General features: G+C 70.3%; 26 protein-coding genes and 2 tRNA genes. 15 read left to right on the top strand and 13 right to left on the bottom strand.

From position 1 onward, the window contains the following. Positions 1 to 13 precede the first annotated feature (13 nt). The gene (locus AB0M83_RS05610; protein WP_364512899.1) at positions 14 to 391 is read right to left on the bottom strand and encodes a VOC family protein; all 378 of its coding nucleotides are present in this window, start codon (positions 389 to 391) and stop codon (positions 14 to 16) included. Positions 392 to 460: 69 nt separating this feature from the next. Between AB0M83_RS05610 and AB0M83_RS05605 the strand changes: the two genes are divergently transcribed. Next, positions 461 to 2,407, top strand: coding sequence for a phosphocholine-specific phospholipase C (locus AB0M83_RS05605; protein ID WP_364512896.1), 1,947 nt, complete (start codon positions 461 to 463; stop codon positions 2,405 to 2,407). On the opposite strand, the gene AB0M83_RS05600 is transcribed toward AB0M83_RS05605, so the two are convergent. Further along, positions 2,404 to 3,633 carry a M20 family metallopeptidase gene (locus AB0M83_RS05600; RefSeq protein ID WP_364512893.1) on the bottom strand — a complete coding sequence of 410 codons (1,230 nt, stop codon included), beginning with the start codon at positions 3,631 to 3,633 and terminating at the stop codon, positions 2,404 to 2,406. The genes AB0M83_RS05605 and AB0M83_RS05600 overlap by 4 nt on opposite strands. A 77-nt stretch (positions 3,634 to 3,710) precedes the next feature. Here AB0M83_RS05600 and AB0M83_RS05595 point away from each other — a divergent pair, with 77 nt between their 5' ends. From AB0M83_RS05595 to AB0M83_RS05580, 4 genes are all read left to right on the top strand, one after another. Further along, positions 3,711 to 4,193 (top strand): tRNA adenosine deaminase-associated protein, encoded by a 483-nt coding sequence (locus tag AB0M83_RS05595; RefSeq protein ID WP_364512891.1) that lies wholly within the window; start codon positions 3,711 to 3,713, stop codon positions 4,191 to 4,193. 23 nt (positions 4,194 to 4,216) lie between these two features. Beyond that, positions 4,217 to 4,645, top strand: coding sequence for a nucleoside deaminase (locus AB0M83_RS05590; RefSeq protein ID WP_364512888.1), 429 nt, complete (start codon positions 4,217 to 4,219; stop codon positions 4,643 to 4,645). Positions 4,646 to 4,675: 30 nt separating this feature from the next. Then, on the top strand, positions 4,676 to 4,879 hold the full coding sequence (locus AB0M83_RS05585) for a CsbD family protein (RefSeq protein WP_364512885.1): 204 nt from the start codon (positions 4,676 to 4,678) through the stop codon (positions 4,877 to 4,879). Between the two features lie 33 nt (positions 4,880 to 4,912). Continuing rightward, positions 4,913 to 5,000, top strand: a tRNA-Ser gene (locus AB0M83_RS05580). 96 nt (positions 5,001 to 5,096) lie between these two features. Here AB0M83_RS05580 and AB0M83_RS05575 read toward each other — a convergent pair. Beyond that, positions 5,097 to 5,264 (bottom strand): hypothetical protein, encoded by a 168-nt coding sequence (locus AB0M83_RS05575; protein ID WP_364512882.1) that lies wholly within the window; start codon positions 5,262 to 5,264, stop codon positions 5,097 to 5,099. Between the two features lie 1,252 nt (positions 5,265 to 6,516). Then, entirely contained in the window at positions 6,517 to 7,035 is a 519-nt protein-coding gene (locus AB0M83_RS05570; protein ID WP_364512880.1) for a GNAT family N-acetyltransferase, read from the bottom strand. 86 nt (positions 7,036 to 7,121) lie between these two features. On the opposite strand from AB0M83_RS05570, the gene AB0M83_RS05565 reads away from it, so the two are divergent. After that, positions 7,122 to 7,889 (top strand): NAD(P)H-binding protein, encoded by a 768-nt coding sequence (locus tag AB0M83_RS05565; RefSeq protein WP_364512878.1) that lies wholly within the window; start codon positions 7,122 to 7,124, stop codon positions 7,887 to 7,889. Here AB0M83_RS05565 and AB0M83_RS05560 read toward each other — a convergent pair. Together AB0M83_RS05560 and AB0M83_RS05555 are read right to left on the bottom strand one after the other, a co-directional pair. Then, entirely contained in the window at positions 7,882 to 8,454 is a 573-nt protein-coding gene (locus AB0M83_RS05560; protein ID WP_364512875.1) for a hypothetical protein, read from the bottom strand. The genes AB0M83_RS05565 and AB0M83_RS05560 overlap by 8 nt on opposite strands. Continuing rightward, the gene (locus AB0M83_RS05555; protein WP_364512873.1) at positions 8,451 to 8,873 is read right to left on the bottom strand and encodes a hypothetical protein; all 423 of its coding nucleotides are present in this window, start codon (positions 8,871 to 8,873) and stop codon (positions 8,451 to 8,453) included. The genes AB0M83_RS05560 and AB0M83_RS05555 overlap by 4 nt, the downstream gene beginning before the upstream one ends. A 322-nt stretch (positions 8,874 to 9,195) precedes the next feature. Between AB0M83_RS05555 and AB0M83_RS05550 the strand changes: the two genes are divergently transcribed. Beyond that, positions 9,196 to 10,119, top strand: coding sequence for a TauD/TfdA family dioxygenase (locus AB0M83_RS05550; RefSeq protein WP_364512871.1), 924 nt, complete (start codon positions 9,196 to 9,198; stop codon positions 10,117 to 10,119). A gap of 16 nt (positions 10,120 to 10,135) precedes the next feature. Then, positions 10,136 to 10,582 carry a limonene-1,2-epoxide hydrolase family protein gene (locus AB0M83_RS05545; RefSeq protein ID WP_364512869.1) on the top strand — a complete coding sequence of 149 codons (447 nt, stop codon included), beginning with the start codon at positions 10,136 to 10,138 and terminating at the stop codon, positions 10,580 to 10,582. A gap of 322 nt (positions 10,583 to 10,904) precedes the next feature. On the opposite strand, the gene AB0M83_RS05540 is transcribed toward AB0M83_RS05545, so the two are convergent. Further along, on the bottom strand, positions 10,905 to 11,894 hold the full coding sequence (locus AB0M83_RS05540) for a CapA family protein (protein WP_364512866.1): 990 nt from the start codon (positions 11,892 to 11,894) through the stop codon (positions 10,905 to 10,907). A 126-nt stretch (positions 11,895 to 12,020) separates the two neighbouring features. Here AB0M83_RS05540 and AB0M83_RS05535 point away from each other — a divergent pair, with 126 nt between their 5' ends. From AB0M83_RS05535 to AB0M83_RS05510, 6 genes are all read left to right on the top strand, one after another. Next, positions 12,021 to 14,498, top strand: coding sequence for an endonuclease/exonuclease/phosphatase family protein (locus AB0M83_RS05535; protein ID WP_364512863.1), 2,478 nt, complete (start codon positions 12,021 to 12,023; stop codon positions 14,496 to 14,498). 135 nt (positions 14,499 to 14,633) lie between these two features. Then, a complete protein-coding gene (locus tag AB0M83_RS05530) occupies positions 14,634 to 15,284 on the top strand; it encodes a hypothetical protein (protein WP_364512860.1) in 651 nt (216 codons plus the stop codon). Then, positions 15,281 to 16,474 carry a putative T7SS-secreted protein gene (locus AB0M83_RS05525; protein WP_364512857.1) on the top strand — a complete coding sequence of 398 codons (1,194 nt, stop codon included), beginning with the start codon at positions 15,281 to 15,283 and terminating at the stop codon, positions 16,472 to 16,474. Before AB0M83_RS05530 ends, AB0M83_RS05525 begins: the two co-directional genes overlap by 4 nt. Next, positions 16,474 to 17,052: a hypothetical protein gene (locus AB0M83_RS05520; protein ID WP_364512855.1), complete on the top strand. Its 579-nt coding sequence runs from the start codon at positions 16,474 to 16,476 to the stop codon at positions 17,050 to 17,052. Before AB0M83_RS05525 ends, AB0M83_RS05520 begins: the two co-directional genes overlap by 1 nt. Then, a complete protein-coding gene (locus AB0M83_RS05515; RefSeq protein WP_364512852.1) occupies positions 17,049 to 17,381 on the top strand; it encodes a hypothetical protein in 333 nt (110 codons plus the stop codon). The genes AB0M83_RS05520 and AB0M83_RS05515 overlap by 4 nt, the downstream gene beginning before the upstream one ends. Beyond that, complete coding sequence (locus AB0M83_RS05510; RefSeq protein WP_364512849.1) at positions 17,378 to 17,758, top strand: YbaB/EbfC family DNA-binding protein; 381 nt, start codon at positions 17,378 to 17,380, stop codon at positions 17,756 to 17,758. The genes AB0M83_RS05515 and AB0M83_RS05510 overlap by 4 nt, the downstream gene beginning before the upstream one ends. Before the next feature lie 5 nt (positions 17,759 to 17,763). On the opposite strand, the gene AB0M83_RS05505 is transcribed toward AB0M83_RS05510, so the two are convergent. From AB0M83_RS05505 to AB0M83_RS05480, 6 genes are all read right to left on the bottom strand, one after another. Then, positions 17,764 to 18,168: a hypothetical protein gene (locus tag AB0M83_RS05505; RefSeq protein ID WP_364512847.1), complete on the bottom strand. Its 405-nt coding sequence runs from the start codon at positions 18,166 to 18,168 to the stop codon at positions 17,764 to 17,766. Next, positions 18,165 to 20,894 carry an FtsK/SpoIIIE domain-containing protein gene (locus AB0M83_RS05500; RefSeq protein WP_364512844.1) on the bottom strand — a complete coding sequence of 910 codons (2,730 nt, stop codon included), beginning with the start codon at positions 20,892 to 20,894 and terminating at the stop codon, positions 18,165 to 18,167. The genes AB0M83_RS05505 and AB0M83_RS05500 overlap by 4 nt, the downstream gene beginning before the upstream one ends. Before the next feature lie 32 nt (positions 20,895 to 20,926). Next, positions 20,927 to 21,172 (bottom strand): hypothetical protein, encoded by a 246-nt coding sequence (locus AB0M83_RS05495; RefSeq protein WP_286001186.1) that lies wholly within the window; start codon positions 21,170 to 21,172, stop codon positions 20,927 to 20,929. Between the two features lie 4 nt (positions 21,173 to 21,176). After that, positions 21,177 to 21,437, bottom strand: a complete 261-nt coding sequence (locus AB0M83_RS05490; protein WP_003056176.1) for a hypothetical protein — start codon at positions 21,435 to 21,437, stop codon at positions 21,177 to 21,179. A gap of 519 nt (positions 21,438 to 21,956) precedes the next feature. Further along, positions 21,957 to 22,041, bottom strand: a tRNA-Ser gene (locus tag AB0M83_RS05485). 46 nt (positions 22,042 to 22,087) lie between these two features. Further along, a complete protein-coding gene (locus tag AB0M83_RS05480) occupies positions 22,088 to 22,852 on the bottom strand; it encodes a protein phosphatase 2C domain-containing protein (RefSeq protein ID WP_364512840.1) in 765 nt (254 codons plus the stop codon). A gap of 77 nt (positions 22,853 to 22,929) precedes the next feature. Here AB0M83_RS05480 and AB0M83_RS05475 point away from each other — a divergent pair, with 77 nt between their 5' ends. Continuing rightward, complete coding sequence (locus AB0M83_RS05475) at positions 22,930 to 24,621, top strand: N-6 DNA methylase (protein ID WP_364512837.1); 1,692 nt, start codon at positions 22,930 to 22,932, stop codon at positions 24,619 to 24,621. The last annotated feature ends 3 nt before the right edge of the window (positions 24,622 to 24,624 follow it).

Here is a 24,624-nt window from a genome sequence, read left to right as displayed (position 1 = left end):
TCAACAGCGTTGTTTAATTGCCAGTGAACTCGGTCAGGGACAGCACGTTGCCGTCCGGATCGCGGAACCACGCGATCCGCCCGCCCGGCGTGGTCCAGATTTTGTCGGTGTCCTGTGGCAGCGTGTCGAACGTGAGGAACTCCACGCCCCGGCCGCGCAGCCCGGCCACCGCTTCCCGGATGTCGGCGACCGCCCAGCCGAGCACCGTGAACGGCTGCGGCGTGAACTCGGCGACGGCGGTGACGCGGAGCATGGTCGCGCCACTGCGGAACACACACGCGAAGGGGGTCTGCTCGATGAACTCGAGCCCGGCGACATCCGTGTAGAAGACGCGGGAGCGCTCCAGGTCGGTCGACGGTGCGAAGGCGACCAGATCCGCTGAGTCGAGCACGGGTACCACCTCTCTCTGCGGGGAACGTACCCCTCGTCAGGCCGCTGACGTGGGGATGGGGAGGCAGGCATGGGCCGGATCCGGCGGCGCACGGTGCTCGGCGGCGCGGCCGCGGCCACCGTCGCCGGCTCGCTGGCGGCCTCGTGTGCCGCGCCGGCGCGGAAGGGGACGATCGACGACGTCCGCCACGTCGTGGTGCTGATGCAGGAGAACCGGTCGTTCGACCACTACTACGGCACCATGGCCGGCGTACGCGGCTTCGGTGACCGCGCGGCGCTGCGGGACGTCTTCCGCCAGCGCGGCAAGGGGGCGCCCGTGCTGCCGTTCCGGGTCGACACGTCCGTCGTGGACGGCCAGGACCTCGGCGAGCTGCCGCACGACTGGAACAGCACGCACCGCGCGTGGAACGGCGGCGCGTACGACAGCTGGGTCAAGGCCAAGAGCCCCATGACGATGGGGTACTTCACCCGCGACGACATCCCGTTCCAGCGTGCGCTGGCGAGCGCGTTCACGCTGTGCGACCACTACTTCTGCTCGATCCAGGGCCCGACGCAGCCGAACCGGCTGTTCCACTGGACCGGCACGATCGACCCGGACGGCGTCGCCGGCGGCCCGGTCACGCACAACTTCCCGGACTACGAACCGTCGTTCCGCTGGACGACGTACCCGGAACGGCTCGAGTCCGCCGGGATCTCGTGGCGGATCTACGCGAACGACGAGGAGCGCGGCGTCCCCGAGCACTTCGCCGGCGACTACGGCGACAACCCGCTGTGGCTGTTCCGGAACTTCCACGACGCGCTGCACTCGATCGACCCGGTGAAGCAGCGGCTGGCCGAGCGCGCGAACCTGCGCAAGAAGCTGCTGCCCGACTCCGGCAAGGGCAAGGACCTCGACCACGTGCTGGCCGAATTCCTCGCCGACTGCGCGGCCGGGACGCTGCCCGCGGTGTCGTGGGTCGTGGCCCCGTACGGCTACTGCGAGCACCCCGCCGCCCGGCCGGTAGACGGCGCCGCCTACGTCCAGCGGATGCTGAAAGCGTTGTGGGACAAGCCGGAACTGTGGGAATCGACCGTAGTCTTCCTCAATTACGACGAAAACGACGGCTTCTTCGACCACGTCGTCCCGCCGACACCGCCACCCGGGACTCCGGGCGAGTACCTGCCGGGAAATCGCCCGGAGAAGGGCGGTGCGTCCGGCGCCCCGGTGCCGATCGGGCTGGGGCCGCGCGTGCCGATGACCGTCGTCTCGCCGTGGAGCCGCGGCGGCTGGGTCAACTCACAGGTCTTCGACCACACGTCGGTGCTGCGCTTCCTCGAGACGTGGACCGGGGTGCGCGAGCCGAACATCTCAGCTTGGCGCCGGAGCATCTGCGGCGATTTGACCAGCTGTTTCGACTTCCGCACGCACGACACGACGATCCCGCTGCTGCCGGACGCGGACGCCTTGCGCGCCGAAGCCGACCGGACGCAGTCCCGGCTCCCGAAGCCCGGGCTCGGGCCCGGCGCCCTGGTGCAGGACCCCGGCACGGCGAAGGCCCGCCCGCTGCCCTACCAGCCGGTCGCCTGGGTCACGGCCGGGCCGGGCGCGCTGAAGCTGCACCTGGCCAACCACGGGACGCAGACGCTGCAGCTGGCCGCGTACGCCTATCACGCCGGCGGAGCGTCACAGCGCTTCGACGTCGGCCCGAACAGCGAGACGACGGGCGAAGTCCCGTACGCCGAGTCGTACGACGTCGCCGTCCACGGCCCGAACGGGTTCGTCGTCGAGGCCTCCGGCAAGGCGGGCCTCGACGCCTCCGTCACGTTCACGCCGGCGCCCGCGCTGCGTGTCACCGTGACCAACAGCGGCCCGGCGCCGGTCACGCTGAACGGCGTCACGATCGCGCCGAAAACCTCGCACGACTTCCCGGTGCCGGCGAAGAACGGCTGGTACGACGTCACGTTCGACGCGCCCGGGTGGCGGCGCCGCTTCGCCGGGCACCTCGAAGACGGCCGCCCGTCGCGGACCGGGCCCTAACGCAGGGCGTCCAGCGCGAACGCGGCCAGCATCGCGACGCCGTTCGGCATCGCGTCCTCGTCGAAGAGCACGCGGTTGGAATGGTTCGCGGCCGCCTCGGCGGGGTCGACGCCGGGCGGGCACGCGCCCAGGAACGCGTACGCGCCCTGAACGCGTTGCAGGACGTAGGAAAAGTCCTCGGCACCCATCAGCGGGTCCGCCATCAGCTCGACGTTCTCCGGGCCGAGCACGGCCTCCCCGAGCGTCAGGACTTCGGCGGCGACGCGGTCGTCGTTGACCGTCACCGGGTAGCCCGGCTCGACGTCGGCGACGACGCGGCAGCCGTACGCCGCGCCGACCTGCTCGCACACCTTCGGCAGCTCGGCGCGGACCAGCGCGCGCGTCTGCTCGGACAGCGCGCGGATCGTGCCCTGCAGCTCGGCGGTCTCCGGGATGATGTTCGTCGTAGTGCCGGCCTGGATCCGCGTCACCGAGAGCACCGCCGGGTCGAACACGCTGACCCGGCGCGTGATCATCGTGTGCAGCGCGCCGACCATCGCCGCGGCCGCCGGCACCGGGTCGATCGTGTGCTGCGGCGCGGAGCCGTGGCCGCCCTTGCCGGTGACGAGGACCGAGAACGAGTCCGCCGACGCCATCTGCGCGCCCGGCCGGACCGACAGCAGCCCGCTGCGCAAGTTGGCGAGGATGTGCACGCCGAACGCGCGCTCGACCCGCGTGCCGGCGGCGTCGAGCACCCCTTCGTGGATCATGAACCGGGCGCCGTGGTGACCCTCTTCGCCCGGCTGGAACATGAACACGACCGAGCCGGCCAGCTGGTCCTTGCGTTCGGCGAGCAGCCGCGCCGCCGACGCCAGCATCGCGACGTGCGTGTCGTGCCCGCACGCGTGCATCGACTCCTCGTCCTCGGACGCGAAGTCGAGGCCGGTCTCCTCGGTCAGCGGCAGCGCGTCCATGTCGCCGCGCAGCAGCACCGCCGGGCCGGGCCGCGCGCCGCGCAGGACGGCCGTCAGCGACGTCGTGGCCTTGCCTTCGGTGACCTCGAGCGGCAGGTCGGCGAGGGCTTCGCGGATCGCCGCCTGGGTGCGCGGCAGGTGGAGGCCCTGCTCCGGGTGGCGGTGCACGGCGCGCCGGAGGGCGACCGTGCGGTCTTGCAGCGCCCGCGCGTCGTCGAGGAGGCCGGCGAACGGCGTGCCGGGCAGCGTGGGCAGGTCAGTGGGGCCGGTCATGCTCCCGATAGTGCCCCATGCGGCGCTTCGGGCGCACCGTGCGTGCGCTCGGTCGAGCGGCGGAATACGGTGTGCGCATGGCGGTGGATGAGCCGGTCACGGGCTTCGCGGTAGCCGTGGTCCGGGAAGACGGTCGGTGGCGGTGCAGTGCGCTCGACCCGGGGGCGCTGACCGAGCTGGACGCAGCGATCACTGAACTGGGCAAACTACGTTCCACCGGTGCGTCCTTCGGGCTCCTGGCGGTCGACGACGAGTTCTTCGTCATCGTCCGGCCGAGCCCGCGAGGGCCGTCGTTGCTGCTCTCGGACGCGGCGGCGGCACTGGACTACGACATCGCGGCGGACGTCCTCGACGTCCTGCGCGTCGATCCACCGGACGAAGAGGACGACTCTGTCTGGCCCGAAGGCGACCTGTCGATCCTCGCGGACATCGGGCTGCCCGGGCCGGAGCTGGAGGTCATCGTCGGCGACGTCGACCTGTACCCGGACGAGCAGCTGCAGATGATCGCGCAGCGCGTCGGATTCGGCAGCGAGTTCGCCAAGCTCCTGGACGAGCTCTGAGACGGCCGTCCGACACCGAAGCCGTGGAAGCGGCGCTGGAGGCAGCGCGCGCCCCCGGCTCGGACGTGCCGATCGGGGCGGTGGTCTTCGCCCCGGACGGCAAGCCCCTGGCGGCGGCGCGCAACGCCCGGGTCGAGCTGGGCGATCCGACGGCCCACGCGGAGATCCTCGCGCTCCGCGCGGCGGCGGGCGTGGTGGGCGACGGCTGGCGCCTGGAGGGCTGCACGCTGGCGGTGACGCTGGAGCCGTGCACGATGTGCGCGGGCGCGCTGGTGCTGGCGCGGATCTCGCGGCTGGTGTTCGGTGCGTGGGAGCCCAAGACGGGCGCGGTGGGGTCCCTGTGGGACGTCGTGCGCGACCGCCGGCTCAACCACCGCCCGGAGGTCAGCGGAGGCGTCCTTTCGGCGGAGTGCGCCGCCGTCCTGGAGACGTATTTCGCGACGCGGCGCTGACCTGCGTGCCCTGGTGGGTACCCCGTCAGTATGACTATGAAGGACAAGGTCCAGCAGGCGGTGGGCGGCGCACGGTCGAAGCTCGGAGCGGCGACGGGCAACCGGCGCCTGGAGGCGTCCGGACGGATGCAGCGCCGCCGCGCACAGGTGACCGAAGTGGCCCACGACCTGCGCGACCGCTTCCGAGAGGCCCAGGTCAGGCGGCGTACGCCCCGCCCCGGTGACCCCTCGTAAGGCTCGCGGGTGCCCTCCGGTATTGTTCTCGGCGGTGGCGTGTCCGAGCGGCCGAAGGAGCACGACTCGAAATCGTGTGACGGCTAATCCCCGTCCGTGGGTTCAAATCCCACCGCCACCGCTCTACGCAGGCAAACGCCCGGCGACCCTCATGGGGCTGCCGGGCGTTCTGCTGTCTCGTCTCAGTTCCGTCTCATATGCCCCTCTGATCAGGCGGTCACGAGCGCGCCTTCCGGGCCGTCGTCTTCGTCGTCCGGATCGGCCCACATGTGGCGCCTACCTGCTCCGCCACCGACGTCACCAGCTTGGTGTTGGCGTGCATGTACCGCTTGGCCACGGCCGCGTTGGACCAGCCCATCAGCTCCATCGCCGCGGGCAACGGCACCTTGAGCTCAACAGCACCGTCGCGGCTGTGTGTCGCGCGTCGTGGAGCCGGGCGTTGCGCATGCCTGCCGGGCACCGCAACGCCTTCCGCTCGCGGTCGTCCGGCGTCGGGTGCGTCGGCCAGCCGATCGGCGTGGCGAACACCCACTCCTCTTCCTTCCGCAGGTCCGCCGCCTCGCGCTCGTCCGCCTGCCTTCAGCGCTTCTCTTTCCCTTGAATATCCTCACGCATGGCAGCTCGGAGGTCTTCTACGGCTTGTCCATACGGCTGGTGTACATCTAGCCACTCTGATGAGCTACTCGTTCCCCAGTTCCATTTTCCTACAGTCAGGGTCTCCGTGATGAGTGCCTCTCGGACATGGCGCAACTTATCGTATGCGTTTTCCACAGCATGAGTGACGGTCGGAGGTGCGACTAATGCTGCATGATATCTATGTGCCAATAGGGACTTGGATCGAAAATTCGACATCACTGTGGCCCGATCAATTGGCGTAGGTTGGCTCAAGGCGAGGATTTGCATCGCGGCGTCGGTCTCGGTGAGAGCCACGAGATACGAGGTATAGGCGTTGCGTCGCACCTCCTCAAACTTGTGTCCACGTTCCCTTTTTGCCCGTGCTCGATCGACTAGCAGTGTGCTGCCGACTCCAAGGATTCCGCCGCTTAGTGTGCCCACCAGCGTTAGCCACTCCATCATCCAACTATAGAAGACGACCTAGAATCGCTCACTCCGCAGAACGGATGAACCTACAGAAGAAGTGCACAGGACGACCGTGTTTGGCTAGAGAGGGGCGCCGACATGCTGCCCCAGTCAGAAGCTGACAACTCCCGTGGAGTCAGTGGTTCAGTTGCTATTACTCGACGGCGAGCCTGGCATAGGGGCGCGGGCTTTCGGGAGGCCCTCCGAGGCCTCAGAGGCTCTCAGTGCTTGACGTCCGGCTTGTCATGTCCCCTGCTCCCTTGCCGCAGCTGCGGCAAGGGAGCAGGGGAAGAGAGCGCCCGCCGAAGCCTTGCTCTCTTGCTTCCTTGACGGCCGGAAGCCGCCCCGGACGGCCGTCTCAGTTCCCGTCTCATTCCGTCCCCGTTCAAGCCGGTTCGCCGGTGTTCCAGCCTCTTGCTGACCTGGGCAGACGTACCCGCCAGGACCTGCTTGGACAGAGTGCCTCGGAACTCGAAATCGTGTGACGGCTAATCCCCGTCCGTGGGTTCAAATCCCACCGCCACCGCTCCCGAATCGCCCGGCGACCCTCACCAGGGTCACCGGGCGTTTTGCTGTGACCACACGCCGAGCCATTGCCGGGCGCCATAAGCCTCGAACCGCTTCACTTCCGTGAAGCCCAGCTTCGCCGCGAGCCGCATCGAACGGTCGTTGGCGGTTTGGGTGCAGAGAGCCACCGGCTCACCGGGATGCGCGCCGGCGAACCAGCCGAGGGCCGCCGCGCACGCCTCTGTCGCGTAGCCGTGGCCCCATGCGGCTGGCAGGAACAGGTAACCGAGTTCGGTTTCCGCGACGTGGTCTTCGCCGTCGCGAGGGTCGAGCGTGATCATGCCGATCATCGCCCCGCCGAGATCGACGACGAACAGGCCGGGACGCCGCCCGGGCACTGCGGCTGTCGTGCGTTCCAGTTCGTCCCGGGGTTTCGGGCCGCCGATGTAGGTGCCCACGTCCGGCGAGGCGAACAGCTCGATGAACGCGGCACGGTCGCGGGCCTCGGACGCGCGGAGCACGAGCCGGGCGGTGCTGAGCGGCGCGGGTGGCCACGTGGCTCCGGGCATGCCTGGCAACCTAGCGCACGCCTTGACTTGAAGGGCTCTTGAAGTGTGACGGTCGTCGGCACCAGCTGATCACCAAGGAGCGCACCATGAAGGTCCTCGTCACCGGGGCCACCGGCAACACCGGCCGCCACGTCGTTCGTGGCCTGCTCGATCGAGGCGCCGACGTCAGGGTTCTCGTCCGCGACCCGGCCAAAGCGCCCGGAGGAGAAGTCGTCCAAGGCGACATCACCGATCCCGGCAAAGCCGCCGAGGGAGTCGACGCCGTCTACTTCGTCTGGCCCTTCTACTCCTCCGAAGGAATCGTCAAAGCCGTAAAGCCCTTCAAAGACAAGAAGGTCGTCTACGTCTCCTCGGCAGCGGTCGAAGACGGCGGATTCTGGGGCGACGTCGAGGAAGCCATCAGAAACGTCACTGACGACTGGACCTTCCTTCGCATCACCGGACTCGCCACCAACACCCTCGGCTGGGTGGAGCAAGCGAAAACCGGCAAAGTCCGGGCGCCCTACGGTCAAGCCAAGCGTTCGCTCGTCCACGAAAAGGACGTCGCCGACATGGCGATCAAAGCATTCACCGAAAACCACGCGAGGCAGATCTACCTCGTCACCGGACCGGAAGCGCTTACCCAAGCCGAGCAGGTCGAAATCATCGGCGAAGCACTCGGCACGTCCGCGAAATGGGAAGAACAACCGCTCGCGGAAGCGGCAACGCAACTGGGCGAGGAATTCGCGAAGAGCGCCCTGCCCTACTGGGCCTCCCTCGTCGACGATCCGGAGCCTGTTTCCCTCGACGTGGCGCAGGTGACCGGGCATCCGGCAAGAAGCTTCGAAGACTGGGCCCGGGAACGGTTCAGCTGAGCTCGACCGCCGGCACCGTCAACGGCTCCAGCTCCGCCAGCAGCGAAGACAGCGACGCGATCTTCGCCGAGACCGTCCGGACCACCGCCGTGCACGTCGTGCTGACCGTGCTCACCACTTCGGGTGACCGGTCGTCCGCCAGTACCGCCGCGACGGCCGCCGAGGCCGTGTCCGCGAGGGCGGACACCTCCGCCGACGCCGACGTCGCCAAGGCGTCCAGCTCGGAAGCGATCCGGACGCCCAGCTCGGCGGTGGCCGCGGCCGCGCGGGCCGCTGCGGCGTACTGACCGTCCACTGTGTCCGCCCAGATGCCGAACGTCTCCGCGCTGCCGCCGGTTTCGCCCTGCTCGACGCCGTTGCGGAACTCCGCGGAAGCCGACGTCATCAGCGATGCGCCCGCGTCGACCGCCGAAGCGGACGCGCTGATCGCCGACGGCGAACAGTCCAGGTGCCGCAGGGCCGCGACCGGGTCCGGGGCGCCGATGCGGCCCGCCGCCGTGCGCAGGGCGGCCAGCCGGGCGGCCGCCGACGTCAGCGCCGGGTGCTCGAACACCGGAGAGGTCACGGCGCCACCGCGATCCGCCCCCGGAAGCCGGAGCTCCGGGTGCTCTCCGCCGCCATGCGCAGCCGGCCGGCCAGGTCGGACGTCGCGTCGCCGAGGACGCGCGCGTCCGCTTCGCGCGCCGCGAGGGCGGACGCCCAGCGCGCCGCCAGCTCGCGGGCCTGCGGGGAAATGCCGAACGGGGTCGAGTCGACGCGGGCTTCGGCGAACTGTCCCGCCGCTTTGTCGTCGGCCGCCGCGGCCTGGTCGAGCAGGTCCGCGGCGGTGCGCAACCGGTCGGGTGCCTTCGGGGCGTTCCGGGTGGCGAAGCCCCCGGCGCTCGAAACCTCACCCCCCTTCTTCAGGGGGTTCCGGGCGGCGGAGCCTCCGACGCGGAGCTCCGGGATGTCACTACCGAGCCGCGAGCCTCTGCCTTCCGGCATGGGGACCTCCGTCGTCAAGGGCGCTCACCCGATCGTGGAAGATCTTGCCTCATGGTCCCGAGCCGCCCGCATCGCGGTGACCTGCGGCGTTGATCGCGTTCCACCAAGTGGACGTCTTGACCGCAGGGCGGGAGGAAGAACACCATGTGCACATGCCCGCCACCTCGGAAAGCACGCCTATCCGGTGGCACGGCCGCGCCTCCAAGCGGTCGATCGGGGAAGGCACCGTGGAGCTCCTGCTGCGCCGCGGCCGCCTGGGCTCGCCCCCTGCCTGACGCGAACCCGGCGTCCGAATTCTCCCGAAAACCCTTGGAGCACAACCATGTCCGTAGACCTGCCTGCCCGGATTCAGCTGCGGGAGGCCGTCACCCCCGATCACGGCATCGTCGAAGGTCCCCGCGTCCTGCACCGAAGCGGACGCGGCGAGCCGTACGAGCGCTTCACCCTCCGACCGCTGGGCCGGGTGATCGGCGCCGAGGTCGACGGCGTCGACCTGGCCGAGCCGCTGACCCCTGAGCTGCGGGAAGACCTGCACCGAGCCCTGCTGGAGTGGAAGGTGATCTTCTTCCGCGACCAGCACATCACGTCGGCGCAGCAGCGCGCGTTCGCCGCGAACTGGGGCGAGCTGGAGACCAACCCGTTCATCCCGAAGGGTGACGACGACGCCGTCACGCGCTTCGAGCGCACCGCCGCCATGCCCGGCTACGAGAACATCTGGCACGTCGACGTCACGTGGCGGCCCAACCCGGCGCTCGGCTCGGTGCTGCGGCTGATCGAGGTGCCGCCCGTCGGCGGCGACACGATGTGGGCCGACATGGCCGCCGCCTACGACAACCTGCCCGAGGACGTCCGCGCCCGCATCGACGGGCTCACCGCGGTGCACGACTACCTCCCCGGCTTCGACCGGTTCTCGGACCCGGCGCTGCTCGCGCAGTGGCAGGACGAGTTCCCGCCGGTCGAGCACCCGGTGGTCCGGACGCACCCGGAGACCGGGCGGCGCACCCTGTTCGTCAACCAGGCGTTCACCACGCACATCGTCGGCATGGACCGCGACGAGAGCGACCGGCTGCTGCGGTACCTGTTCCTGCAGGCCCACACGCCCGAGTTCCAGGTCCGGTTCAGCTGGCGGCCGGGCTCGGTGGCCTTCTGGGACAACCGCGCGACGCAGCACTACGCGGTCAACGACTACCACCCGCACGTCCGGATCGCGGAGCGCGTCGCCATCGCGGGCGACCGGCCGTTCTGACCCTTAGCCTGGGGGCATGACCGATGAACCCCAGGTAGTGGTGACCGGTTTCCTCAAGGCCCTCGAGGACCTCGACATCGACCGCGCGCTGACGTTCGCGGCGAGCGACATCGTGTACCAGAACGTGCCGTTGCCGCCCGCTCGCGGCGTCGCCGCGGTCGAAAAGCAGCTGCGGCTCATGGCCAGGTTCGGCTCCGGGTTCGAAGCGCGGACGCACCACATCGCCTCCGACGGCAACGTCGTGCTCACCGAACGCACCGACGTGCTGCGCCGCGGCGCGTGGGGAGCGGAGTTCTGGGTGTGCGGCACGTTCGAGGTCGAAGCCGGCCGGATCGTGCTGTGGCGCGACTACTTCGACTGGACGACGGTCCTGGCCGCGAGCGCGAAGGGCGCCGGGCGGGTCGCGCTCGCCGGCGCGCGGACGCTCATCGGGCGCTACAAAGGAAAGCGGGCTGTGCGCTAGACCCGGTGTTCGCCGCGGTCGTGGTCCCGAAGGTCCACGACCGCGGCTATCCCCAGCACCAGCACGAACACGCAACTGAGAACAATCAGCCCCCACATGATGGTTCTCCCTCCCCCACGTGTTCGTGCCGGCCGAGAGCTGTCGAAAGTGGTCTGTGCCACTTTTCCGGCGGCTCTCGCAGACCGTACCGCCGCTTCACGCGGGTTGTTCCGGGTCTTAGGGAGCATTTAAGGCAGATGCGCCGGATGGGTGACAGAGGCGCCGGATCCTGTCACAGTCCGCGCGCGATCGGTTACCTCCACCTTCCTCCCCGCCGCCACCCTCAACGGAGGAGCTTCGCTCCACTGTCTTCACCCAGGCCAGCCACTGACGCGATTCCGTCCCGCACGGACAACGTCGTGGAGCGCAGCGCCGAGAGCTCCGCGAGGTACCGCAGCACCTTGCCCGCTTCCTCGCCGTCGAGCGGCTCGCACTCGTTGCCGGCGTCGCGCCGCACGGGGATGAGCTCGAGCCGGGGCTCGGGACCGAACAGGCAGCCGGCCAGCAGGCCGTCGACGTGCCGGCCGCGCATCGTCGGCCAGTCGAGGACGAGGTTGCCGAGGCTGTAGAGGATCGGGCGGCCGCGGTACACCTCGACGGCCTGGATCGTGTGCGGCCCGTGTCCGGCGACGAGGTCGGCGCCGGCGTCGATCGCCGCGCGTCCGTAGGTGACCTGGTACTCGGCCAGTTCCGGCCCCGGCAGCCCCCAGTGCATCGAGACGACGACGTGGTCGTGGGCAGCTTTGGCCTGCCTGACGTCGGCGACGAGCCGCTCGACGTGCTCGGGCACGGGCGTCGTGCGGACCAGCGGCGGGCGGCCGGGGATTTCCGCGACGCGCGGATCAGGCTGGTAGGCGGTGGTCGCAAACGCTTGCGCGACGCCCGGGGAGCCCGACTGCGCGGCTTGGCCGTAAGCGCGGCGAAGTGAGGTGTACGCGAGGAATGCGACCTTTTCGCCGGATCGCTCGAGCACGGCGGGCGCGTGCGCGGCGTCGAGGTTCGCGCCCGCGCCGCAGTGCGCGATCCCGGCTCGGTCGAGGACCGCGAGGCTCGCCATGGCGGCGGCCGGCGGGTGGGTCACGTCGTTGGCGCACGAGACGACGTCGATGCCGGCCGACGTCAGCGCCGCGGCCATCGGCGCGTCGAGCGGTCCTTCGAGGTTCACGAACCGGAGGTCGGCTCCCTTGAGCAGCGGAGCCAGCCGGTCGAACGCCGTCGCCGGCGTCGCGCGGCCCTGAACGTTGACGTCTCCGCCGAGTACCAGCGTGATCACAACACCTGCTCTGCCGAAAGAGTGACGACGAAAGTAGTTGTTACGAATCGTTGCATCTTTGTCTTCCTCCTCCTCATCTGTTCGGGGGACTATGCCACGACTGCTCAAGTACAAAGGGGACTCAGGGTGATCAAGACCCACAGAGCCAAGACCGCGCTGACGGTGGCCGTCGCGTCCGGCTTGGTGCTCGGCGGAGTGGCCGCACCGGCCGCGTTCGCGGCACCCAGCGCCGACGCGGTCATCGCCGAGGTCTACGGCGGTGGCGGCAACTCCGGCGCCACGTTGACCAACGACTTCGTCGAGCTCGCCAACCACGGTACTGCCGCCACGAGCGTCGACGGCTTCAGCGTCCAGTACCTGCCCGGCTCGGCGAGCGCGTCCAGCACGTGGCAGGTGACGCAGCTGGCCGGCAGCGTCGCGCCCGGCGGGCGCTACCTCGTGGCCGAGGGCAAGGGCAGCGGCGGCACGGTCGCGCTGCCCGCACCGGACGCGACCGGCACGATCGCGATGTCGGCGACCGCGGGCACGATCGCCCTCGTCGCCGGCACGACCGCGCTGACCTGCAAGACCGCCGCGGACTGCGCCGCGGACCCCCGGATCAAGGACCTCGTCGGGTTCGGCGCGGCGACCGTGCGCGAGGGCAACCCGACGGCCGCGCCGGCCAACTCGACGTCCGTCGCGCGAGGCCCGGCCCTGGCCGACACCGACGACAACGCGGCCGACTTCACCGTCGGCGACCCGTCCCCGACGAACACCAAGGGCGAGACGACCGGCGGCGGGAACCCCGGCGAACCGGGCACCCCGGCGAAGATCCACGAAATCCAGGGCACCACGCGCATTTCGCCGTTCAAGGACAAGAAGGTCAGCGACGTCACCGGCGTCGTCACCGCGACCCGGACGTTCGGCTCGGTGCGCGGGTTCTGGCTCACCGACCCGAATCCGGACAACGACCCGCGCACCAGCGAGGGCCTGTTCGTGTTCACCGGCTCGACGAGCCCGGCCGTCGCGGTCGGCGACGCGGTGACCGCGACCGGCACCGTCCGCGAGTTCTACCCGGACGCGCCGGCGACGTCGAACTACCAGTCGCTCACCGAGCTGGGCGGTGCACAGTGGACGGTCGGCTCGCACGGGAACGCGTTGCCTGCGCCGACCGTGCTCAACCCCGACACCGTGCCGACGACGTACGCGCCGTCGCCCGGCGGGAACATCGAGCCACTCCCGCTGGAGCCGGCGAAGTACGCGCTGGACTTCTGGGAGTCGCACGAAAGCGAGATCGTTTCGGTCAGCGACGCCCGGGTCGTCGGCCCGTCGAACTCGTTCAACGAGCTGTACGTGACGTCCAAGCCGGACCAGCACGAGTCCGTGCGCGGCGGCAGTGTCTACTTGGGATACGACCAGCTGAACAGCGGCGTCATGAAGGTGTCGTCGCTGATCCCGTTCGACCAGCGGCCGTTCCCGAAGCTGAACGTCGGTGACGTGCTGACCGGCACGACCTCCGGCCCGGTCGAGTACAGCAACTTCGGTGGCTACACGCTGTTCGCCAGCGTGCTCGGCACCGAAAAAGACAACGGGCTGCAGGCCGAGTCGACGCGCAAGCAGCGTTCGGGAGAGCTCGCGGTCGCGACGTACAACGTCGAGAACCTGGCGCCGGGCGACCCGCAGGCGAAGTACGACCGGCTCGGCGAGGCGGTCGTGACGCACCTGGCGACGCCGGACATCGTTACCCTGGAGGAGATCCAGGACAACACGGGCGCGACCGACGACGGCACGGTCGCGGCGGATCAGACGCTGCAGAAGTTCACCGACGCCATCGTGGCCAAGGGCGGCCCGCGCTACCAGTGGCGCTCGATCGACCCGGTGAACGACGAGGACGGCGGCCAGCCGGGCGGCAACATCCGCGTGGCGTTCCTGTTCAACCCGGCTCGCGTGTCCTTTGTGGATCGTCCGGGTGGGACGTCGACTTCTCCCGTGGGCGTCGTCCGTGAGCACGGGAAGACGCACCTGACGGCGTCGCCGGGCCGCGTCGACCCGGCGAACGAGGCCTGGGAAGCCAGCCGCAAGCCGCTCGCCGGCGAGTTCGTCTTCAAGGGCCGCACGGTGTTCGTCATCGCCAACCACTTCAACTCCAAGGGCGGTGACCAGCCGACGCACGGCCGGTTCCAGCCGCCGGTGCGCAGTTCCGAGGTGCAGCGGGCGAAGCAGGCGACGGTGCTGCGCGGGTTCGTCGATTCGTTGCTTTCGGCCGATCGCAACGCGAACATCGTCGTGGCGGGTGACCTGAACGACTACCCGTTCTCGCCCGCAGTCCAGACGCTCACCGCCGGTGGCGCGCTGAAGGACCTGATCGCGTCGGTGCCGGAAGCCGAGCGGTACAGCTACGTGTTCGAGGGCCAGTCGCAGGTGCTGGACCACATCCTGGCGTCGAAGGCGCCGCGCGGGGTCGACTACGACGTCGTCCACATCAACGCGGAGTTCGCCGACCAGGCCAGCGACCACGACCCGCAGGTGATCCGGTTCCGGCCGAGCGCCGGCAACCCGATCCAGGACGCGCTCAACGACCTGCTCGACTACCTCGAGCAGGTGCTGGGGAAGTACTTCCCGTAAGTCTCGTTCGACGAAGGCCACCACCGGGCGCTTGCCCGGTGGTGGCTTTTTTTGTGCCACACCATCGGGTGATGGGGAAACCGCATCGCGGGTGCTGCCGTCTTTACTGGTGACGGGACCACAGGGGAGGGTGGCGTGGACGGGTACGCGGTGAAGGCCGGCGAGCTGGGCAAGCTCATCGACGACCTCGGCACGGCGGCGGACAAGATGGCCGGCGCCAACCGGAAGCTCGGCGGCGGCGGAGCGTTCGGATCGTTGGGGACGGCGGAGCTGGGGCAGGCGGGGGTCGAGTTCGAGGAGGCGTGGGGGTACGGGATCGGACGGCTCGGCGAGGCGGCTTCGGAGATCAGTGAGCGGCTGAAGGTGGCGAAGGAGAAGTACGAGCGGATCGAGGCCGAGTTCGGCGGCGAGCTGAAGAAGTTCGGCTCGATGGTGCTGGGCGACGACGACCCGGCTGAGCCACACGCGCAGCGTGGGAACTACCCCGGGGCCGGCCGGCCGAGCGGCGAAGACCCGGTCGGCGGCGGCTCGTTCGGCACCGTGCTGGGCGACGACGGCATGGTGGGCGGGGGAGTCACCGGCGGCGTGCCGGGCATCGACGACCAGGCCGAGGGCGAGGAGCCGGGCGCGGGCCTCGGCGGTGGCGTGGTGGGTGGTGGGGTGACGGGCGGGGTGCCCGGGGGCAACGACCTGGCCGAACACAAGGGCGGGGATCCCGGCGGCGGCATGGTCGGCGGCGGCGCGACCGGCGGCATCACCGACATCCTGAACGGCCTCGACCGGTGAGCGCCCGCGACTTCCCGGCCCTGGGCTTCGACCCGGCGCCCGGCGACCTCGACGGCGTCACCGACCTGGCCGGCAAGTACCGCTTGGTGAGCGGCGACCTGACCGAGGCCGACGACTCGCTGCGGCAGATCGTCCGCAAGCAGGGCATCTGGCAGGGCGAAGCGAGCGAGGCGTTCGCGAGGCGCATCGGCCCGCTGCCGCAGTACCTCGAGGGCGCGGCGAAGTCGATGGGCCAAGCCGCGGACGCGCTCGAAGACTGGTCCCGGGACCTCGGGGAACTGCAGAAACGCGCGGCCGACCTGGAGGCCCGGGCGGAGGCGGCGGCGAAGGCGGCCGAGCAGGCGCGTGCGAACCCGGACTTGGCCCTGGCCGACCGAACGTTCCCGGACCAGCAGTCACTGCAGATCGCCCAGCGCCTGCTGGACAACGCGGGCCACCAGCTCCAGGCCGCGATCGACGGCTGCCAGAACGTCCAAGACGCGGCGAAGCAGCTCCAGCAGGAGCACACGGAGGCGGCGGCCGGGGTCGCCGAGGCGCTGCGGAAGGCGAAGGAACTCGCGCCGGACGAGCCGGACCTCCTCGACCAGCTGACCGACGCCGTCGGCGGGGCACTTGTCGACTTGTCGAACACCCTCGCGGACAGCGTGGATGAGGCGTGGGATTTCGTCCAGGATCACGCGGAGGTGATCGCCAAGGTCTCGGACGTGTCGGGCGACATCGGGAATGCCCTCGGGCTCGTTGGTGAGTTCCTTCCTGATCCCGCCAAGGAAATCGTGGGAGCGGTCGCGACCGGCTTCGGGGTGGCAGCGCTCGCCGGCCACGCCACGGCCAAGCTGGCGGGTGCCGATGTCGCTACGGAGACCCTGATCTTCGACGGGCTCGGTGCGGTGACTTCGCTGGTCGGCACCTTCGCCCCACCGGGAGTCGAGGCCGCGATGAAGGGCATCGGCTACGGCGCACTCGATACCCAGCTCAAGCTCGACGTAGGCGCGCGGGCGGCGGGGGTGAGCTTCGAGGGGCCGATCGGCGACCTTGTGAACTACTGGGTGCCGAAGGACGCGACCCAGGCCGCTGCTTCGTTCGTTTCTCCGGCGGGTGTGGCGTATTGGAATGCTGCTGAAGCTGGAGCGAAGGCGGACAACGCACCGGATCGCCGGCGCGCGCGGGCGGAAGACGAGGTGTGGAACTGATGCCTCTCGAAATCGATCTGCCGCCGGGGTTCGCGGGCATGCCGGTGGGCGCCGACGACAAGATGAACCGCGGGCACGCCTGGTCCATCGCGGAGGACGCCGCGGCCGGAGCCGGGACGTCCGTCGAGGAGTTCGGCAGCTACCTGATGGCCTTGGTGCCGACCATGCAGGCCAACGGCATCCGCGTCTTCGGCAAGTTCGCGGTCGGTACCCGGAAGGGTGACGTCGCGACTCTGACGCTGGGTGTGGTGCAGTGGCCGGAGTCGGCGCCCGGCAGCCCGGACGTCATGGTGGCGGCCATGGCCGAGCAGTACCGGAGCCGGCACAAGCGTGCGGTGGTCCAGCCGGTGCGCCTCCCGATCGGCCCGGCGATCGTCGCGATCAGCGGAGCTGAGCTGCACCTGCCCGACCGCGACGTCTCCACCCAGACCAAGGCGGAGTACCAGATCCCCCTGCCGGACGGCCGGTCCGTAGTCATCCTGTCGGTGGTCGCGGAGTCCGAAGACGCTTGGCCTGCTGTCGCCGAAGCGACGGCGAGGGTGGCCTGGAGCCTCCGCAGCGAGGAGGCCGCGCAGTGATCGCACTGTCCCGCGAGGCGAGCAACTCGGCCGGGCCTTGGATCGCTTTGCTCACGATCCTGGTCTGCGGGGCTGCCTTCGCCGGCGCGTTGACGATCGTCATCATCCGGCTCTCGCGGCGCGGCCAGCCGCGCGAACAGCAACTGAATCGCTTGGCCGCCCAGCTCGACGGCCGGAGCCGCGTGAGCATCCGGACGGTGGAGTTCGGCGTGGCGAAAGCCGACCTCCTCTGGGTCGCGCGGAGCCGGGGCTACTCCATGGTCGAACACCGCTTCGGCCGGTACTACGAGTTCGTCTACACACCACACCTGCCGGGGAGGGTGGTATGAGCAACGCGCAGCTCATCGAGGAAATGCGCTGGCAGCTCAGGCAGATCGAGGACCGCAAGGCCGACAACCAGCGCATCCTTGCCGGTATCGCCGGGGGCGACCACACCACCGTGACATCGCCGGATCGGTCCGTCACCGTCCTTGCCGGGCCCGGTGGCGTCGTGAGCGAAGTGCGGTTAGCGCCCGAAGCCATGCGGTTCGACGCCGTCACGCTCAGCCGGACCGTCACGGCCACCATCCGGGAAGCCGCGGCTGCCGGGGGACGGCTCGCCGAGCGACCGCAGCCGCAGCCGCCACGGCGAGCACCGCAACCGCAGCCAAAGCGCAGGCAAGCTCCCACCGACGACGAGCCCTACGACACGGTGTTCGATGTCTGAGCAGGCTAGACCGGCGGCTGCTCTCCCCGCTTCGGCGCCGCTCGTTTGGCGCGCCACCCCAGGCTCAGCACCGCCTGCACCAGCTCCTGGTAACTGGGCTTGACCTCCTCGAGGTACCGCTCCAGATACGCCGGGCGCGCGGTCAGGACGGGGCGGGGCTCGTCGCCCGGGTCCAGCCAGAGCAGGCCCTGGATGTTGTGCAGCGCCATCTTCCACCAGCGCGTCGCGCGCTCGGCCGCGCGGGCCTCGCGCTCGGTCGCCACCTCGATCGCCGTCTGGGCTTCCTCGATCTCTCCCGTCAGCGCTTCGGCGCGCGCCAGCTCCCATTCGCGCAGGTTCTCCGCCGAGCCCCGGGACAGGGCGATGATTTCCTTGTACCGCATGGCCGCGGTGGCGCCGTCGTCGGTCACTGTGCGTTCTCCGGGCGCTGGAACGGGATGATCACTTCGGGAGCGCCGTGGGTCGTGCGGTCGAAGAACAACGCGCGGCCCGGCCGCGGCGACCAGTGCACCACCTGGCCCGCCGCGAATGGCGACAGCTCGTTGCCCTGGACGTCGAGCGCCGCCCACGTGCCGATGTCGTCGGTGCCCGCGAAGCCGAGCGTGTCCTTGAGCCGGGCGATGCTGCGCCACCAGCCGATCGTGTGGATGCCGTGGCCCGGCCCGTGTTTGAGCACCAGCCGCAGGTGGTCGAGGCCGCTCTTCAGCTGCCCGACGGCTTTCACTTCCAACGTCGGCAGCGCCGCGTCCACCCCGTACAGGAGCAGGATCTTCGCGCCGCCGGACATCGAGCCCGTCATCGACTCCAGGACGCCGGTCAGGTCGTCGACCAGCGTGGCCGCGTGGCCGTCGGCGCGCAGCCGCTCGGTCAGCTCCAGTGCCGCCGGGGCGCAGGCCTCGATCGGGCAGCTCAGCACGAACTCGACCTCGCCCGGCTCGTACTGCCGCGACAGCGAGCGCGCCGCCGAGTCCATGATGGACAGTGCTTCGGCGGTGGCCGACCCGAGCACCGCGACGTTGCGGCCCGGCGCCCGTGGCAGCTCCACGCTGCACGCGGCCTCGGCGACGTCGATCGACTGCCCCAGCAGGGCCCGCGGCCGCGAGTTCGGCTTCAGGTCGAGATACGCCGAGAACTGTTCCAGCACCGGCGAATGCGCGCCGTCGAACAGGCGGGGGCGCGGGAACCGGCCCTGGTACTCCTCCCACAACCGGTGCTGCAGCCGGACGAACACGTTCTTGCTGCTGGCGTCCGGGATGTGGGCGAGCTGGTTGCCGTGCGCGACGCCGGAGTCGTGGTTGATCACGCCGTGCCACTTCGGCGCCGAGACCGCGGCGTTGTTCGTCTCGGCCAGCACGCGCCGCGCCTTCGGCATCGCGATGCGCAGCGTGCACTGTTCGAACACCGCCGGCTTGCCCCAGAACGCCTCGATGCCGGCGACGTCCTGGCTCGCCAGCACCAGGTGGATGCCCTGCGACCGGCCGCGCCGCGCGATGTCCTCCAGCAGCTGCGTGGCCGTCGCCGTCACCTGGTCGCGGCCCGCGAACAGGTACTGGAACTCGTCGATCACGGCGACGATCCGCGGCCAGTGCCCGCCGGGGTCGGCTTCGCGGAGGTCGGCGAGGTTGGTGACCTCGTGCTCCTTCGCGGCGGCGGACCGGCGCCGCAGCTCGTCGGCCAGGAAGCGCAGCAGCGCCAGGCCGAACTCGCGGTCGGTGTTGACGTTGACGCCGACGAGCCGCGCGTGCGGCAGCCAGCTCGCGTCCTTGCGCCCCGGCGCCAGGCCGGCGAACGAGACGCCTTCCTTGAAGTCCAGCAGGTACAGCGCCAGCTCGTTCGGGTCGTACCGGGCCGCGAGGCTGCCGAGCAGCGCGTACAGGAAGTTCGTCTTGCCCGAACCGGACGGCCCGCCGATCAGGACGTGCGGGCTCGCGTCGCCGATGACGACCTCGACCGGCTCGCCCTCGAAGAACCCGACCGGTGCGCGCAGCTCCCGCGCCGAGCTTTCGTGCCCGAGCTCGGCCGGCAGCAGGTCGTCGAACGACCGCGGTCCGCCCTGCTTGGCGATCAGCGCCGCGGCGATCCGGTCGGCGGCCCGGATGACCTGCCCCGACGGCATCGGCGGATCGAGGTCGACGACCAGGTCGGTGCCGGTCATGCTGCTGATCGCGTGCCGGTCGTCGATGAGGCTGAGCGTCTCGACCGACGCGCTCACGGCGGTCGGCACGTCGATCATGATCAGGCAGATTCCCGCGGCCAGCGCACCGCTCGCGACGCGCTTGAGGTCGCGGGCGCGCTCCGGCTCGAGGGTTTCGCCGTTCCCGTACAGCACGACGATGCGGTACGGCTCGACCCGCTCCTGCCGGGCGACGCGCAGCTCGCGCAGCGACGTGTGCCCCGCCTGCATCCCGGTCGCGTGGATGCGGCGGATGTGCCCGGCCAGCTCGTCGAGGAGGTCCTCGAGCCGGCCCGGGTCGTACAGGGAAAGCGCGCTCGTGCGGCTCAGCGGGTAGAGGTCGGGCAGGATCGCGGTCAGCTGCCCGATGTCCCACAGGTGCACGCGCACGGCACCCGGTTCGAACGTCGAGAGCACGCGGATCAGCAGGTTCTGCACGATGCCGTCGATGGTCGGGCGCGTCTTCGGCGCCGACGTGATCGCCAGGTGCGACTCGTCGAGGAGCGGGACGGCGACGTCGAACGTGCGGGTGGCGTCGCCGCCGGCCGCCGTCGCGGAGCCGACGCGCCACAGGCCGGGCGAGGTGATGCCGGCGTTGTGGCCGACGCGGCCGAGCCAGTCACCCGGTGGCAGCCCGGCCGGGCCGGGTGCGTTCTGCGAGACGAGTTCGCGCAGCGTCGAAGGGCCTTGACCCCAGTCGACGTAGAAAGCGCTTCGCACACTGCCGAGCGCGCCGAACACTTCGTGCGCGGCGGGGTGCCGGGACCACTCGTTCTGCTGTTCCGGAGTGGCGTGGTTCATGCCGACGCGGACGATGTCGCGCTCCAGCTCGAGTTTGGCGAGGTCGGCCTCCGCGGCTTGGCGCGCACCGGCCGCCGCGCCCAGGACCAGCCCGATCTGGTGGCGGACCCGGTCGAGTGCGGTTTCGACGCGGTTGCGTTGCTCGGCTGCTTTGTTGGCCATCGGCGTCCCCAAGAAAGGTGTCCCCAAAAGGATTACAGGCGCGACCGGTATCCGCTCACCAGATCTTCGGCAGCGGCCAGGCGGACGAGGAGCTGATCCAGCCCCTCGCCGGCCTGCGCGTACTGCGAAGGAAGCCAGGGATCGGCCTTGGCCTGGGCGTCCACGAGAGCTTGCCGGGCTTCGCCGAGCAGGCTTGTGGCCCGCTCGGAGTGGGCGCGCGCGTCGGCGAGCCCGGCCACGGCGGCGGTGAGCAGCTGGTGGAGTTCGGCAAGCGACATCCGGCTAGAGACGCGCCGAGTAGGAGTCGGCGGAGGAAATGCTTGCTTGGACCGTGCTCTGCAAGCCGTTGATGCCTTGCAGTGCCTCCGCCAGCAACCCGTGTGCCTGGCTCACTTCGTGCTGGCTGCTGCCTTGCGTCGCTTGTGCGAGCGACTGCTGGGCTTCTTCGAGAGACTGCGCTGCCTGCTGCAGGGCGGCGATGCTCGCGGACGCCTTTTCATTGGCGAGCGCGATGCCAGCGCGGATCTCTTCGACTCCGGCCATCGGGCCTCTACTCCTCGAAATTTCGTCGGTCGTACGGGGGCGAATCCATTGAAACAGATCCAACGACTCAGCGTGATCATCTGACTGTGCGGAGTGATCACGGGCCTGGAATCAGCAAGGCCCCGGACGTGGGAACGTCCGGGGCCGGGCCGATCACGGTGCGTGCCGGGGTTGACCTGGCACGTCTCTTGCACACTGAAGTCGCTGGCCGGCGCTACCCCAGGTCAGAGCGGTTTTCGTGCCACTGCTGGCCTTTCTGGAAGCGTCGGGCTCGGGTTGGGGTGAGACTAGCGCGACCGGAGCAACGGGCTGCGTTCAGCCCTACTGGTAACTCCCTGTGGACGAGCGAATTTGTCCGGCAATCGCTCGAAAGACATTTCACATTTCGGGCAGCGGCGGGGCGGCCGAGCAACCGCACGGGCAGGTGCGCGTGCGGGCGGATTCGGGGCAGGCCACCGATTTCCGGAGCGGAACGACGAAACGCCGGGCGCGCGGCCCGGCGTTTCGCCTGTTCAAGTGCGGAGGATACAGGATTCGAACCTGCGAGGGCGTGAACCCAACACGCTTTCCAAGCGTGCGCCTTAGGCCGCTCGGCCAATCCTCCGCAGGAGACGATACCGGATGGCCGTCCCGGGACCTGAAGGTGGGTCTCAGCCGTCGGTGGGGCGGGGCGCCGGGACGATGTCGGCCACCACGCAGGTGATGTTGTCCGGGCCGCCGCCTTCGTTGGCCAGGCGGATCAGCTCGGGGATCACCTCGGCCGGGTCCGGGATCGCCGCCAGGACGTCGCGCATGGTCGCCTCGGTCACCGGGCCGCTCAGGCCGTCCGAACAGAGCAGGTACCGGTCGCCTGGCTTCGCCTTGAACGTCCAGATGTCGGGGTCGCTGGAGCCCGTCGTCTGCAGGGCCTTCATCAGCAGCGAACGCCGCGGGTGCGAGGCCGCGTCCTCGGCCGCGACCCGGCCGTCCTCGACCAGGGCCTGCACGAGCGTGTGGTCGCGGGTCAGCCGGCGCAGGCCGCCTTCGCGCAGCAGGTACCCGCGGGAGTCGCCGACGTGGGCCGCCGCGAACTCGACGCCGTCGAACATCAGTACCGTCAGGGTCGTGCCCATGCCGACGGTCGCCGGCTCGTTGGCAGCGACCTCCGTCAGCCGCTGGTCGATCGACTTGACCACGCCGGCCAGGGTCGCGGCCAGGTCGACGCCCGTGAGGTCCATCCGCCGGAGGTCGACGTCGAGCTCGCGCAGCACGTCGACCGCGGTCGCGCTGGCGACTTCGCCGTGCGGCTGGCCACCGATGCCGTCGGCGACGGCGAGCAGACGGGAACTCGCGTACAGCGAGTCCTCGTTGACCCGGCGTCGCCGGCCGACGTCCGACCCCGCGGCGTACCGCAGGACGTACCGATCGTGTGTCATGTCCCCATGAAAGCATTGGTTGACTGAGTTCACAAGCAATCCGGCTGAATGGAGCACCCTCCGATAGAGTGCCCGCCATGGACGACGACGCCACGGTCAGCGCGGCCGATATCGCGCGGCTCGCCGGGGTCGGCCGGGCCGCGGTGAGCAACTGGCGCCGTCGCTACCCGGACTTCCCGCCGCCCGTCGGCGGCACGGCGTCGAGCCCGCTGTTCGGCCTGTCCGCCGTCGCCGGCTGGTTCCGCGCCCGCGGCAAGAAGTTCGAGCTGTCCGCCGGCGAACGCGCGTGGCAGCGCCTGCGCGCCCTGGGCGACGACCTCGGCCTCGCCGAGCGCGTGAGCCGCGCGGGTGCTTTCTTCGCCTTCCAGGCCGGAATCCTCGACACTTTCGACAGCAAGCTCGACGACCCCGAGCTGCTCGCCCTGCTCAGCGAGATGACCCATCGCGCCGGGCCGCTGGAGTCGTTCGAGCTGTTGTGCCGCCGGTACTTCGAAGCGCATTCGCGGCGGCTGTCGGCCACCCCGGAGCCGGTCGCCGAGCTGATGGCCCGGCTCGCCGGCCCGGTTTCGGCGATCCTCGACCCGGCGTGCGGCTTCGGCGCCCTCGCGCTGGCGAGCGGCGCGAAAACCGTGCTGGGTCAGGACAGTGACCCGATGACGGCTTCGATCGCGACGGTGCGGCTGCGGCTGCGCGGCATCGAGGCCGAGGTCCACGCCGTCGACGCGCTGCGCGAAGACGCCTTCGCCGGCCGGACCGCCGAAGCCGTGCTGTGCGACCCGCCGTTCAACGAACGGGCCTGGGGACACGACGAACTCGTCGGCGACGCGCGCTGGGAGTACGGCCTGCCGCCGCGTGGCGAGCCCGAACTCGCGTGGGTGCAGCACTGCCTCGCCCACGTCGAACCCGGTGGCACGGTGGCGATCCTGATGCCCGGCGCGGCGGCCGGGCGGCGCAGCGGGAAGCGCATCCGCGGCAACCTGTTGCGCGCGGGCGCGGTGCGCGCGGTCGTCACGCTGACGCCGGCCGGCCCCGACCTCTGGCTGCTGCGGCGGCCGGTGCCCGGGCAGCGTCCGCCGTCCACCGTCCTGCTGGCGGAGGCGGGGGAGGATTTGTCCACAGTGGACGAGATGTGGCGGGAGTTCGGCGAGCACCCCGAATCCGGCGTCCGGATCATCGACCTGCTCGACGACGACGTCGACCTCACGCCGGCCCGGCGCCGCGGCCGTGACGAGGACCTCGGCCAAGCTTTCCAGGCCGTGCGGGGCCGGTTCGCCGCGCTGGCCCCGCGGCTGCCGGCGCTGGAAGCCGCCGACACCGAACCGGCGTTCACGACGATCGGCGAGCTGGTCAAGGCCGGGGTCGTCGAGGTCAAGCACGCGGCCCGCGCCGACGCCGAGCACCCGAACGCCGAAGCCGGTGACGTCGTCGCGTCCGTGACCGGGATCGCGTACGTCCACAGTGGACCACCGGAACCGGTCGGGCCCGGGCTCACCGTGTACCGCGTCGACCCGGACCGGCTGGACGCGGACTTCCTGGCCGGCTGCCTGCGCGCGGCCGACCTGCCCGCCGCGTCCGCGTCGACGCGCATCGACAGCAGGCGCGTGCGGATCCCGCGGGTCGCGATCGGCGTCCAGCGCGAGTACGGCCAGGTCTTCCGGCGGCTCGCCGAGTTCGACGCCGTCCTGCGCGAGACGGCCGAAACGGGCCGTGAGCTGGTCCGGCTAGGCTTCGCGGGACTTGTCGAAGGACGGCTCACACCGGGCCGATAGGGG

Origin of the sequence: Amycolatopsis sp. NPDC051106 (genome assembly GCF_040682775.1) — a bacterium.
GTDB lineage: Bacteria > Actinomycetota > Actinomycetes > Mycobacteriales > Pseudonocardiaceae > Amycolatopsis.
Note: the sequence above shows the minus strand (reverse complement) of the source record. Positions and strands in the feature narration are given on the sequence as shown.

Excerpts from the sequence above, each read along its gene's own strand:
- AB0M83_RS05605 (WP_364512896.1), top strand. The coding sequence starts at position 461 with ATGGGCCGGATCCGGCGGCGCACGGTGCTCGGCGGCGCGGCCGCGGCC.
- AB0M83_RS05600 (WP_364512893.1), bottom strand. The coding sequence starts at position 3,633 with ATGACCGGCCCCACTGACCTGCCCACGCTGCCCGGCACGCCGTTCGCC.
- AB0M83_RS05595 (WP_364512891.1), top strand. The coding sequence starts at position 3,711 with ATGGCGGTGGATGAGCCGGTCACGGGCTTCGCGGTAGCCGTGGTCCGG.
- AB0M83_RS05585 (WP_364512885.1), top strand. The coding sequence starts at position 4,676 with ATGACTATGAAGGACAAGGTCCAGCAGGCGGTGGGCGGCGCACGGTCG.
- AB0M83_RS05570 (WP_364512880.1), bottom strand. The coding sequence starts at position 7,035 with ATGCCCGGAGCCACGTGGCCACCCGCGCCGCTCAGCACCGCCCGGCTC.
- AB0M83_RS05565 (WP_364512878.1), top strand. The coding sequence starts at position 7,122 with ATGAAGGTCCTCGTCACCGGGGCCACCGGCAACACCGGCCGCCACGTC.
- AB0M83_RS05555 (WP_364512873.1), bottom strand. The coding sequence starts at position 8,873 with ATGCCGGAAGGCAGAGGCTCGCGGCTCGGTAGTGACATCCCGGAGCTC.
- AB0M83_RS05550 (WP_364512871.1), top strand. The coding sequence starts at position 9,196 with ATGTCCGTAGACCTGCCTGCCCGGATTCAGCTGCGGGAGGCCGTCACC.
- AB0M83_RS05545 (WP_364512869.1), top strand. The coding sequence starts at position 10,136 with ATGACCGATGAACCCCAGGTAGTGGTGACCGGTTTCCTCAAGGCCCTC.
- AB0M83_RS05520 (WP_364512855.1), top strand. The coding sequence starts at position 16,474 with ATGCCTCTCGAAATCGATCTGCCGCCGGGGTTCGCGGGCATGCCGGTG.
- AB0M83_RS05510 (WP_364512849.1), top strand. The coding sequence starts at position 17,378 with ATGAGCAACGCGCAGCTCATCGAGGAAATGCGCTGGCAGCTCAGGCAG.
- AB0M83_RS05500 (WP_364512844.1), bottom strand. The coding sequence starts at position 20,894 with ATGGCCAACAAAGCAGCCGAGCAACGCAACCGCGTCGAAACCGCACTC.
- AB0M83_RS05495 (WP_286001186.1), bottom strand. The coding sequence starts at position 21,172 with ATGTCGCTTGCCGAACTCCACCAGCTGCTCACCGCCGCCGTGGCCGGG.
- AB0M83_RS05490 (WP_003056176.1), bottom strand. The coding sequence starts at position 21,437 with ATGGCCGGAGTCGAAGAGATCCGCGCTGGCATCGCGCTCGCCAATGAA.
- AB0M83_RS05480 (WP_364512840.1), bottom strand. The coding sequence starts at position 22,852 with ATGACACACGATCGGTACGTCCTGCGGTACGCCGCGGGGTCGGACGTC.
- AB0M83_RS05475 (WP_364512837.1), top strand. The coding sequence starts at position 22,930 with ATGGACGACGACGCCACGGTCAGCGCGGCCGATATCGCGCGGCTCGCC.